General features: G+C 47.5%; 10 protein-coding genes. 7 read left to right on the plus strand and 3 right to left on the minus strand.

The annotated features are described in order from the left end of the window. Window positions 1–5 precede the first annotated feature (5 nt). The 6 genes from EC604_RS16760 to EC604_RS16785 all read left to right on the plus strand — a co-directional run bounded on the left by EC604_RS16760 (window position 6) and on the right by EC604_RS16785 (window position 8,622). Window positions 6–2,012 carry a beta-galactosidase gene (locus EC604_RS16760; RefSeq protein ID WP_123065261.1) on the plus strand — a complete coding sequence of 669 codons (2,007 nt, stop codon included), beginning with the start codon at window positions 6–8 and terminating at the stop codon, window positions 2,010–2,012. Between the two features lie 354 nt (window positions 2,013–2,366). Then, window positions 2,367–4,163 carry a sensor histidine kinase gene (locus EC604_RS16765; RefSeq protein ID WP_123065262.1) on the plus strand — a complete coding sequence of 599 codons (1,797 nt, stop codon included), beginning with the start codon at window positions 2,367–2,369 and terminating at the stop codon, window positions 4,161–4,163. After that, window positions 4,160–5,260: a response regulator transcription factor gene (locus tag EC604_RS16770; RefSeq protein WP_240036960.1), complete on the plus strand. Its 1,101-nt coding sequence runs from the start codon at window positions 4,160–4,162 to the stop codon at window positions 5,258–5,260. Before EC604_RS16765 ends, EC604_RS16770 begins: the two co-directional genes overlap by 4 nt. Window positions 5,261–5,402: 142 nt before the next feature. After that, window positions 5,403–6,683: an ABC transporter substrate-binding protein gene (locus EC604_RS16775; RefSeq protein ID WP_123065263.1), complete on the plus strand. Its 1,281-nt coding sequence runs from the start codon at window positions 5,403–5,405 to the stop codon at window positions 6,681–6,683. A gap of 230 nt (window positions 6,684–6,913) precedes the next feature. After that, a complete protein-coding gene (locus EC604_RS16780) occupies window positions 6,914–7,798 on the plus strand; it encodes a carbohydrate ABC transporter permease (RefSeq protein WP_123065264.1) in 885 nt (294 codons plus the stop codon). Then, a complete protein-coding gene (locus EC604_RS16785) occupies window positions 7,795–8,622 on the plus strand; it encodes a carbohydrate ABC transporter permease (protein ID WP_123065265.1) in 828 nt (275 codons plus the stop codon). Before EC604_RS16780 ends, EC604_RS16785 begins: the two co-directional genes overlap by 4 nt. Window positions 8,623–8,835: 213 nt before the next feature. Here the strand turns inward: EC604_RS16785 and EC604_RS16790 are convergent, their stop codons facing one another. Continuing rightward, the gene (locus EC604_RS16790; RefSeq protein ID WP_123065266.1) at window positions 8,836–10,353 is read right to left on the minus strand and encodes a PLP-dependent aminotransferase family protein; all 1,518 of its coding nucleotides are present in this window, start codon (window positions 10,351–10,353) and stop codon (window positions 8,836–8,838) included. A gap of 219 nt (window positions 10,354–10,572) precedes the next feature. Here EC604_RS16790 and EC604_RS16795 point away from each other — a divergent pair, with 219 nt between their 5' ends. After that, window positions 10,573–11,181 carry a LysE/ArgO family amino acid transporter gene (locus tag EC604_RS16795; RefSeq protein WP_123065267.1) on the plus strand — a complete coding sequence of 203 codons (609 nt, stop codon included), beginning with the start codon at window positions 10,573–10,575 and terminating at the stop codon, window positions 11,179–11,181. 153 nt (window positions 11,182–11,334) lie between these two features. On the opposite strand, the gene EC604_RS30565 is transcribed toward EC604_RS16795, so the two are convergent. Together EC604_RS30565 and EC604_RS30570 are read right to left on the minus strand one after the other, a co-directional pair. Continuing rightward, window positions 11,335–11,787 (minus strand): methyl-accepting chemotaxis protein, encoded by a 453-nt coding sequence (locus EC604_RS30565; protein WP_240036962.1) that lies wholly within the window; start codon window positions 11,785–11,787, stop codon window positions 11,335–11,337. 246 nt (window positions 11,788–12,033) lie between these two features. Beyond that, window positions 12,034–12,171, minus strand: a complete 138-nt coding sequence (locus EC604_RS30570; RefSeq protein WP_240036964.1) for a hypothetical protein — start codon at window positions 12,169–12,171, stop codon at window positions 12,034–12,036. Between the last annotated feature and the right edge of the window lie 243 nt (window positions 12,172–12,414).

Here is a 12,414-nt window from a genome sequence, read left to right on the forward strand (position 1 = left end):
ATTTCATGGACAAATTATTATACGGCGTAGCCTATTATGATGAATATATGCCATATGAGAGACTGGACAAGGATATTCAGATGATGAAAGAGGCTGGCATCAATGTCGTACGCATCGCTGAATCGACGTGGAGTACCCATGAACCGCAGAATGGCGTGTTTGATTTCACTTCCGTAGACCGGGTGCTGGATGCGATGCATGCGGCCGGAATTCATGTCATCGTAGGCACACCAACGTATGCTGTTCCGACGTGGATGGTGAAGGAGCACCCGGACGTTCTGGCAACAACCGCACAGGGACCTGGAAAATATGGAGCGAGACAGATTATGGATATCACTCATCCGACGTATCTGTTTTATGCAGAGCGTATCATCCGCAAGCTGATCTCACGTGTGAGTAAACATCCGGCTGTCATCGGATATCAGACAGACAACGAAACGAAGCACTACAACACAGCTGGAGACAACGTGCAGTTACAGTTTGTTAAATATATGCGCAACAAGTTCAGCTCGCTGGACGAGTTGAACAAGGAATTTGGACTGGACTACTGGAGTAATCGCATCAACAGTTGGGAAGACTTCCCTTCCGTTGTGGGTACCATTAACGGTAGCTTGGGAGCTGAGTTTGCCAAGTTCCAGCGGCAATTGGTCACGGATTTCCTGGCGTGGCAAGTAGGGATTGTTAATGAGTACAAACAGGATGGCCAGTTTGTTACCCAGAACTTTGACTTTGAATGGCGCGGGTATTCCTACGGCATTCAAGGGGATGTCGATCATTTTGCGGCATCCCGACCTTTTGACATCACCAGTGTAGATATCTATCATCCTTCCCAGGACGAGTTAACTGGAATTGAAATTTCGTTTGGAGGAGATGTGGCACGTTCCACGAAACAATCCAATTATCTGGTCCTGGAGACCGAAGCACAGGCCTTCTGGCACTGGGTTCCTTATCCGGGCCAGCTGCGATTACAGGCATTCAGCCATTTGGCTTCAGGTGCAAACATGGTTGCCTACTGGCATTGGCACTCGCTGCACAATTCGTTTGAGACCTATTGGAAAGGTCTGCTGAGCCATGATTTTGAACCGAATCCGGTGTATAACGAAGCAAAGACGATTGGCAGCGATTTTGCCCGCCTGAGTCCTAAGCTGGTGAATCTGAAGAAGACGAATCGGGTGGCTGTACTGTTTAGCAACGAGGCGTTGACCTCTATCAAGTGGTTTGGCTTTAACTTTACAAGTGACAAGAACTACAACGACGTTGTGCGCTGGATGTACGATGAACTGTATAAAATGAACATTGGCTGCGATCTAATCGATCCTTCCGTGGAGAGTTATGCAGACTATGATGTGCTTGTTGTGCCTGCCCTGTACGCAGCTTCGGATGCGTTGCTGGAAAAATTAAATCAATTTGTACAGGACGGCGGACACATCGTGTACTCGTTTAAAAGCGGTTTTGCCAATGAGCACATCAAAGTTCGCTCTACGCGTCAGCCCGGACTGATCAGTGAAGCGTGTGGTATTAGCTATAACCTGTTTGTTGAGCCGAAGCATGTCGCGCTGCGGGATGATCCGTTTGGCGTAGGTGAGGAGCATAATCAGGTGCACACCTGGATGGAGCTGATTACACCGACGACGGCGGAGGTGCTCGCTTGGTACGATCATCCACACTGGGGAGAGTATGCAGCGATCACGCAAAATAACTATGGTACAGGCAAAGCGACATATGTTGGATGTTATACGAGTGCTGCCGTCATTCGCAAGGTGCTGGAACGTGTGATGAAAGAAGCTGGCGTATGGGGAGCGGATCAGGAACTTGCATTTCCACTCATTGTGAAGACAGGTGTGAACGATCAGGGTCATACCATTCGCTATTATTTCAACTATTCGGATGCGCCGGTTTCCTTCAAGAATCCGCATGGCGAAGGGACAGAGCTATTATCAGGAGATTCGATTGTTGCTGGGCAAGAGATCAAGCTGGAACGATGGGGCGTACGCATTATCGAGCAACACTAGGGAATGATATTGAAAATGTACCTAAGGAAAATAGAAGATTTTGAATTGTTCTTTTACACTTTAACGGAGAGGACAGAAAAAACCTGAAAAAGCGAAGCGGTCGCCTGAAAGCTTTCTGCAAGAAAGCTACATCGGAAGCATAAACTTATCACCGGATTTTCCCTTTTGGAAAAAGGAATCAAAAAAATCTGGGGATAACCGCTACTCTCCAGGTTATTCTGTCATCGGAATGGCCTGTGTAAAATCTTTAGTTCAACATTTACTTCATATTTTCCGAAAAAAATAACAAGACCATGGCGCCCTCGCTTTGATGCTGGGGCGTTTGTCTTATTTTAGCTCAGGAGTGGATGCGCTGTGTTTAACGAATTCTACCGTCGGCTGATAGACCCTTTCAAGCGCAGCATTCGTAATAAACTGATTTTGGCGATGACCCTGGTTGCTGTACTGCCGGTCATTGTGATGACCGCGGTAGCTGCGGAGAATACACGTTCCTCCATGGAAGCAGAGATTATGGATACGAACCGGGTCAATATGAATTGGGCGTCTATCTATTTGGCAGAACAGTTTACTCGCATGAATAATATCATTTATTCCATTCAGATCAGTGATGAGTTGCATCAGTATTTGGCGTTGACTCGGGAAGCACCAGCCTCCAGCCGTTTCGATGAACAGAAAGCCGTCTTTAATATGCTGAACAGTGTGTACTATTCTGCTGGCAATTATGTATTCGGTGTCGAACTGTACTTGAGGGAGCAGGACACTTTGTTCACGTTTAACTCGATGGAATCTCGCATTAAGACGGTTCAGGATGTTCCGGAAGCATACGATAAGCTTTTTACAGAGCATAAAGATTTTACAATTATCAATGATCCGATAGATCCGGCGAAGTTCCATATGACCCGCAGCATGAACCGCTTTGAGGATCAGGCTCAGATCGGGGCAATCAGTCTGGAGATCAAATGGGCTGAGTTTAACCAGACTCTGGACCTGCTCGACAGCAGGGGAGATTATACCGCATATATTGGGGATGGCTCAGGTCATCCGGTATATCAGCCGAACTCCTCCATCCAGCCCTCGGATGAAGCGTTGAAGCAGCTGAGTGAAACGAAGAATAACGCAGGTTTTATTCGCACAGCACAGGAATATATTTTCTATCACGATATTGAGTCGACAGGGCTGCGGGTGATCAAAATCGTACCGGATCATGTCATTAACGAGAGCGCACTGGAAACGATGAAGTATGGACTTGTCGTGGGCGGAGTGGCAACGGTAGTATCTGTTGCTCTGGCAGCACTGGTCGCTTGGCGAACCTCTAAACCTATTGTCAAACTGGCGAATTCCATGAAGGGCATCCAGCTGATCAAGGATCGTAAAGTAGAGCGCAGCGGACGAGTGGATGAGATCGGCCTGCTGGAGAAAAATCTGCACGGTATGGCTAGCCGAATCCGGGAACATATCCGGGACAACTATTTAATGAATCTGGAGAAGCAGACAGCCGAGCTCAAAGCGCTACAATCTCAGATTCACCCTCATTTTCTACAAAATACACTGCAGATGATCGGCGGCATGGTCTATTCGCAAAAACCGGCAGACAGCTACAAGGTGATTCGGGCTTTAAGTGAAATGTTCCGGTATATTGTGCGGGCACCGGACGGCCTTGTCCCCCTGCAATCCGAACTGGATCAATTGGAACATTATATGCTGATTCAGAAGCAGCGTTTTGCCACCCGGCTTGAATATAAGCTGGAAATTACGGGAGAACTCCGAGCGTGTTATATTCCGAAGTTATCATTGCAGCCCATTGTAGAAAATGCATTTTTGCATGGGTTGGAGAAAAAGCCTGGGGAGTGGAGACTGGGCATCGAAGTGCTCTGTGATCCACAGCAGGGTATGGTGACCATTCAAATTTGTGATAATGGCGTGGGTATGGAGCCGGATAGGCTCGCAGAGATGCAATCGAAACTGGAACGCATTACGCGGCATACCGATCGGGTATGGAGTTCAGGCACGAGTATTGGACTGCTCAATGCTACATCACGAATGGTGATGCATTTTGGACCTGAATACGGTATACGTATGGAAAGTGAACTAGGGCAGGGAACAAAAGTGATCGTAACAATCCCCTGCACAACAGGAGGCGAGCCCTTGTGAGTAAGGAGATCTATAGAGTGTTGCTGGTGGATGATGAGCCGTGGAATCGGGATATTATCCGCAATCTTGGTGAATGGAATGAGCTCGGCTTGGTTGTCTGCGGTGAAGCAGAGGATGGGGAACAGGCGATACAGATGGTCAAGGCTTTGCAGCCTCATCTTATTATTACCGACATGCGTATGCCGGGATCGGACGGTGTGGAGCTGATGCAGACGCTGAACAGTCAATACCCGGAGATTAAGGTCGTTGTGGTTAGCGGTTATGATGATTTTAATTATGCCAAACACGCTCTGCGGTATCGTGCAGCTGATTATCTGCTGAAGCCGGTGAATCCAGACGAATTAAATGCTACGCTGGCAAAATGTAGCCGTGAACTGGACAAAGCAACTACGGCTCCAGAGTTGTGGGAAGCTTATCCGGTCTTATTCGCAGGTGAGTTCTCACTGTTCCAGCAGCAAGCACGTCTGCGATTCAACGATCTGAATCTGCCCAGTTTGCGGGAATGGTTTCAGCAATTGGAGCAGAAGCTAGAACGGAGTGAAATCCTCAGACCTCGCCAGCTTGGGCGTGTTGTTTACGAGTTGCAGAACTTGCTGGATGAGTTGTGTGTGTCTAACGGACTGTCAGGTCGCTCGGAAGAAGGGGCATTGCCGCCTGCAGCAGCTTTAACTTCCATCTCCGCCGCTGTGGAGTGGATCGCGGATTCGTATTATCAGGTATTAGAGCAGCTTATTGCACAGCGAAAATATAAGAATAAGCTGAACCTCCAAGATGTGAAGCAATATATGGAGCAGCACTGCATGGAGATGATTACACTGGAGCAGCTTGCCCAGATCTTTTTTGTCAGCAAGGAATATCTGAGCAAAGCATTCAAGAAAGAGTACGACGTGAATGTAACGGATTACATCGTGCAGCTTCGAATGACTAAAGCAAAAGAGTGGGTATTGGACGATCAAATTCCATTCAAACATATTGCCGAGATGACCGGATATGAAGATGTGTCCTATTTCTATCGGGTGTTCAAAAAGCACTTTGGTGTGTCACCCGGAGAGATGCGCAAGGGCCAGTCTAAGTTGTCTAACCCATTCCCCGAATAACTCATTCGGGGGTTTTATTTGAATTAAGGTTTAAAATAATCCAATGGAAGAGTCTAATTTTGTCCAATGAAGCGCTTACATTTTGCGATATATAATAAGCCTATGAAAGACAAACCAGTCACACACCGGGAGGTCATAAGAGATGAAAGTATGGAAAAGCGTTGTAAGTGCGGCACTGGTTAGCGTTCTGCTCGCGGGTTGCGGCTCGAATGCAGGCACAGATACTGAGCAGAACGAAGTCAAAGCTGGCAGCACCGTGAACCTCAAAGTATTCATTGCTCAACCCAGGCTGAAAGAACATTACGATAAATATATAGAACAGTTCAAGGCCAAGGAAAAAGCAGACAAAAACATCGAGGTGAATGTGCAGCTGGAGATGCCGCCAGCAGATAACGCACCTCAGATTTTGAAAACAAGACTAGCATCCAATGATGCACCAGACGTATTCGCTCTGCACGCGGTGAACGAGATTCCACCTTTCAGCAAAGCCGGATATCTCGAAGACTTGTCCAACCAACCTTTTGTAGATAAATTGCTGGATTCGGTCAAACCTTCGGTAACGGATGCAAGTGGTAAAGTCGTCGCGGTTCCGCTTGAAACCTTGTCATGGGGTTATCTGTACAACAAAGATATCTTCAAGGAGCAAGGGCTTGAGGTGCCAACGACCTTGACAGAAATGAAAGCGGTTGTAGAGAAGCTGAAAGCAGCTGGCATCACCCCGTTTGAGCTTTCTTACAAAGAAGCTTGGGTTCCGCAACTGTTCCTGCCGCTCACTGTAGGGGCACTGACACAGACAGAGCACAAAGACTTTGTAGAAAAAATGAACAAGGACGAAGCTTCCTTCTCCGATATGAAAGCACTGTTTGACGTATTCGATCTCGTCAATGCCAATGGAACGGATAAAGCGCTTGAAGTCGGAGCGGATGATGGTGCAGCGGCGTATGCTACAGGCAAAGCAGCAATGTGGATTCAAGGACCTTGGTACGCAGAAACGATTCTGAAATCCAATCCTGACATCAATTTTGGTGTAGCTCCAATGCCGCTGAACGACAATCCGGATGATACGAAAATCAACCTGAGTACCTCCACTTCCCTGGCCGTATCTTCGACAAGTAAAAATAAAGAAGTGGCACTCGACTTTGTAAACTACATTCTGGATGACAAAGACTCCAGTGCATTCTACGAAGCACTCAAGTTTAATCCGGTTGCCAAAGTGCATACCTTCAAGAGCTTCCCATGGGTAGACGATGCCCTGAAATATGTAAACGAAGGCAAAGCATATCAGGATCCAACGATCCCTCAAGCCGTTAAAGATGAGTCTGGTAAAGCGCTGCAAGGATACTACTCTGGTCAATTGAATCAACAGCAGGTGATTGATGCGCTCGACAAGGCGTGGAAGTCCTACAATAAAGTCAACAAGTAAGAGCTGAATGCTTAACTAGTAAGCGCCTGAACGGTCAACAAGGTTGAGATGTACGGAAGCAGCACCCGCGTTTGTTGACAAGATCTCGTTTATATCCGTTTCTCGGGGGTTTTGTCAACAAATTAGCGGTGCTTTATTTCGTCACCGTCTCGAAGCAGATGAAACGGCTGGTTGAACGATCTTCGTTCCCCCGTTAACCTTCATCCGCTGTGCAAAAAGGGGGAGAAGTTATGGCTACGAATGTGTTCAAAAAGTATCTTTCACTGCTCGCGTTCACAGCGCCAGCTTTTATAATCTATGCGATATTCCTGCTGTACCCGACGTTTAGCGGGATGTTCTACAGCTTGACGGATTGGAACGGATTAAACCGTGACTACAGCTTTATCGGACTGGGAAACTTTGTGGAATTGTTCAAGGAAGATCCCGATTTCTTGAACTCGCTGTGGTTTACGCTGAAATATGTGATCTTTATGCTCATTCTGCAAAATGTCATTGCATTGCTGCTGGCCGTATTCATTGAGTCGCGTACACGCAGCAAAGGGTTGTTCCGGACGTTATTTTTCATGCCCAATATGATCAGTACCATTATCAGTGCATTCATGTGGACGTTCATCTTTTCCCAGGTGTTGCCGCAGCTGGCTGAGAAATTGGCTATTTCTTTTCTCGACCAACAATGGCTCGGTGATCCGAAGTTCTCCTTCTACTCGATTCTAATCGTATCGCTTTGGAACGGTGTGGGCTATATGATGATCATCTACCTGGCTGCATTGCAGGGTGTACCGAAAAGTCTTAAGGAAGCCGCGGTCATTGACGGCGCAAATGCGTTTCAGGTGCTGCGTAACGTCGTACTGCCGATGATTACACACGCCATTACAATCTGTTTCTTCCTGACATTGAACGGTGCATTCAAAGTGTTCGAGGTTGTCTATGGTTTGACAGGTGGCGGCCCAGGTCGGGCTACACAAGTCATCACCATGAATATATATGAAGAAGCTTTTTCGAACAACTTCAGATACGGTTACGCAAGTGCCAAATCAGTTGTATTGTTCATCATAGTACTGATCTTCACACTTATCCAGATCACCGTCATGAAGAGAAAAGAGGTGGAAGCATGAGAATGCAGCGACTGAATAACTACCTGATTCGGCTGTTATTGGTTCTCGGCTCCCTGCTAGCCATGCTTCCAATCTACATGGCTGTGGTGAACTCGTTCAAAACACAGGGTGAAATGTTCCAATCATTTATCGCTCTGCCGACCACATTACATTGGGAAAACTATACGGATGCGTTTAACAAAATCAATCTGCTCGGCAGCTCGCTGAACTCTGCGATTGTGTCCATTCTGGGCATTGGAGGAATCGTCTTCTGTGCTTCGCTTGCAGGTTACAAGCTGTCACGGACTTCCGGTCGATTAAGTAACCTGATCTTCTTCATGTTTGTTGCATCCATGCTGGTGCCTTTCCACTCCATCATGATCCCGCTGACACGTGTAGCGAAGACGATGTGGGTGCAAGGAAGCACTTACGGACTGGCCTTGATCTATATCGGACTTGGTGTAAACATGGCAATCTTCCTCTATCACGGGTTTGTGAAGTCCATTCCGCGTGAACTGGAAGAATCCGCTCAGATCGATGGATGTAACGAATTCCAGACGTTCTTTCAGATTATTTTCCCGCTGCTGCTTCCAATCACAGTGACGATAGCCATTCTGGACTTCCTGTGGATCTGGAATGACTTCCTGTTGCCACTACTGATGTTGACGGATGTAAACCGGTATACACTGATCCTGTCCACAAACATGCTGTTTGGTGAGTACAATAAGGAATGGCCGTTGATTCTCTCTTCTCTGGTTTTGACAGCAATTCCGGTCATCCTGATCTATGCCTTCTTCCAAAAGTTTATTATGGAGGGTATTGCAGAGGGTGCGGTCAAAGGATAACCATTGGGGTATGATCTCTTGGTACTGACTTCTTCAATGATTGTGAGTGCTCGCTTATATTTATAGCCTTGAACTACTGCGGATATATTCCGCCCAGGTTCAAGGCTATTTTCATTTTGTCGAACGGCCAACGTAAGCGTAAGGTGAGCAGCATCTAGATGCAGGAGCCATACGGCAGGGGAAGTATCTTGGTTGGCATACATAAAATGTTGCTCACAAGCTGGACACCATCAGCCTTCGGGCAGCTTCGACAAGAACCATGAGTCCGCGTTCCGTCTCATCTTGCGAGGCGTAGGCATAAGAGAGGCGGATATGACTCGCATCCATGCGATCATACAGATAACCTGGATGAATGAGTACATCTGCTTCCAGACAGGCATAGAACAACTTGCGGATAGACAAGGATTCCGCTGTGAAGCGTAGCCAGATATAGAAGCCGCCTTCTGGGATCTTCCATTCCGCAATGTCACGAAGGTAACGTTGAAGCAGCTCCAGCATGAAGTCTCTGCGTCTTTGGAGCTCTGGACGCAGCCGCTCCATATGGGCTGCGTGATGGCCATCTGCAAACCATAATGCGGCTGCTTCTTGTGCGATTGAACTGGTACCGTAATCCGTTTGCATTTTGATATCAGCCAGCCTTCGAATGACGGGCACAGGACCGACAAGCCAGCCAAGACGAAGACCTGGACTGACTGCTTTGGAGAGTGTGCCCATATGCAGCACCCGACCTTCCTGGTCACTTGCCTTAAGTGGAGGAGGGGGAGGGTGATCCAGCCAAAGTTCCTGATAAGCGGCATCCTCCAAGATGGAAATACCGGAACTGCGGGCGAGGGACAACAATTCATCCCGGCGGCGGCGACTCATTACGCTGCCTGTAGGATTATGAAAACTCGGAATGGTGTACAGTAGCGGGAAGGATTCGCCGTTATTCTCGTCTTTTCCTGTGTGTAACGTGTGCATCGCACGTTCTAAATGCCCCAGATGTAAGCCCTCTTCCTCCATGGTAATTCCGTTTAGCTTGAGCCCTGCCGATTGGAAGGCGTGGATGGAATAGAGATAGGATGGCTTCTCTAATAATACAGCTGATCCACGAGGTAGCAGTCCCACGGAGATCAGATGCAGTGCCTGTAGAGATCCCGACACGATCAGGATCGAATCTGGTGAGGCTTGAATACCACCAGACTGCAAATGCACAGACAATGCCTCACGGAGCGCCAAACTGCCTTGAGGTTCGATGTAATTCAGCATAAGTGCTCGGCTGGACAGGGTCTGGAGAATTTCATTAAACGCATCGTTAGGCATCAGTTCCGGCGCTAGCTCACCTGTACCCAGTCGAATAATGCCAGGCCTGAACTCCGCCTGATTAATCTGCTGAATCTCGGGCAAATTTGGATAGTACCAGCCTTCCTGTGCAGCTTCGTTCCATTTAGGTAACGCGGCATGGGCCATACTGTGCCAACCGGAACCGGAGACATAGGTCCCGCCTCCGTGCCGGCCTTCAATCATGCCTGCCGCAGTCAGGTTATCCAGAGCGGTGACCAGCGTACTGCGGTTTACACCCATGGATGCTGCCAACATTCGCTGAGAAGGAAGACGAGTCCCAGCCGACCACTCACCTGTTGTGATTTTCTGCCGGATATAGGCTTCGATCTGACGATACAAAGGCAGATCAAGCGCAGGGTTTGGCTTCCAGCTATGGCCAGAAGAAATATTGGAATATTGATGTCCCATCAGGTAGTTTCACCTCCTGTAGTCATGAAGATAAAGATGTCGCTGATCATGTGTCTATGACAGTTGTTAGGATGTACAGAGACGGAGGGTTCTAAAGTGTCCGTTATCGTATTCGTACCGTCCACTATACCATTTGGTTGGGTTCATTGCCATCCAAGTGGCTGGTTACGTCTTTCCTGATTTCATTTACGCTGAACAAAGAGATAAGGGGGAAGGGCAATGGACGTTTTTATTCATGCGGTGGTGCTGGCATTCGGCCTGATCTTGCCGCTGGGTGTTCAGAATGTATTTATTTTCAATCAAGGGTTAACGCAAAAGAAATACCTGCATGCACTGCCAGCTATAATTACAGCAGGGATTAGTGACACACTGTTGATTGGAGCCGCTGTGGGGGGCATGTCTCTCATTTTGGTTCAATGGCCTCTACTTACCCATGTTTTATATGGGGCTGGAAGCCTGTTTTTGCTCTACATGGCCTGGGGGTTATGGAAATCATCCGCTTCCCCCGAAGAAGTTCCAGTGGCTATGTCTGCAGGACGGCAGATTGCTTTTGCTGCATCTGTGTCCCTGCTCAACCCGCATGCCTTGCTGGATACCGTAGCTGTAATTGGTACCAGCTCACTTCAGTATGAAGGGGTGGAACGGTTATATTTTGCAACGACAACGATGGCTGTATCCTGGGTGTGGTTTTTGGGACTTGTAGGAGCTGGCAGGATGGTCGGCAGTCATGATCGTACAGGACAACTACGGTTTGTACTCAATCGCTTATCCGCTCTGATCATGGTTGGACTTGCGCTCATGATGTGCTGGAAACTCTTTCATGCCTAGATCAGGGAATCGCATAAGAAGGGGCAAAATCGCGAGAGGGGGATGAGAAGGGAACGGATCACGAGAAAGTTAATAGAAACAAGGAGGAAAGAGAAACTTATTACTCCAAAAAAGGCCCCCGCATCGTAATTACGGGAAGCCTGATGTATTCGTTTATTCTGCTTTGAGTAGCATCGATTCAATGAATATTTTAAGATCCTGGCTTGTGGCGTTCAGATGGTCAATAATCTCACTGAACTCGATTACCAGCTCGGCCTGTTCATTACTGGACTGGGCTATAGAGGAAATCTCCTGTTCCATCTGCCGAATGGAGGTCTGCACGTCTTTGAGTGAACGTTCGATGTTGACTGTAGCTTCCTTGGTTCCAGTAGATAGTTTGCGTACCTCGGATGCAACGACACCGAATCCTGCACCTGCCTCGCCGGCTCGTGCAGCTTCAATTGCAGCATTCAGACCGAGCAGATTCGTTTGTTCTGAAATCTCGCGAATAAATCTGGCGACTTTGTTAACCTCGCCAGAATTTTGCACAGCTACGCGGGCATTATCCAAAATTTGCGTGGATGATGCCGTCAATTGCTCGGCTTGGGCAGCTACCGTCTGCACCATATCTGTTAATTTGTCGCTGATGCCGCCGATTACCTCTGTGAAATGCTCCAGCTCTTCTTCATTTTTAAGAGAGCGAGCAATAGCAAATATGCCAACGATATTCCCTTCCTCATCCCGAATCGGGGTGGATGCCGTATTGATGGGTGTACCATAGTGTTGGGCATCTATACGGTAGGAGGAAGTCTCGCCGTGTATAAGTGCTTGGCGTATTGTTGGATCTTCAAGGACAATGGGATCGCCTGGTTTTTAGCCCAGATCAAGATCATTGCTGGGGGAATAATACCGTACCTGCTTAGTATCGTTGACTGCTATCATGATATCCTGTTCTTTTAGTAATGTTTTAAAATACGGGCTTGCTGCAACGAGTGCTTCTACGATGTTCAATACTGTCAGCTCCTATAATATGTTTATATATAATCTTGGTTTATGTTATACATCGTCAGATGCATTGAAGAATTGTAGCCCCAATGTTGGGATGATGTCTACTTACATTTTTTCGAATCTTTTGAATCAGAAAAGGTTGTTAAGCTCAACTAGGATTAAAATACAACGCAAAAACAGACGGGAACATGATGTTCTCGTCTGTTTTGATATACATAATAGTGCGTATTACAACGGTAGTTTAAG

Origin of the sequence: Paenibacillus amylolyticus, from assembly GCF_003719335.1 — a bacterium.
Taxonomy (GTDB): domain Bacteria; phylum Bacillota; class Bacilli; order Paenibacillales; family Paenibacillaceae; genus Paenibacillus; species Paenibacillus amylolyticus_D.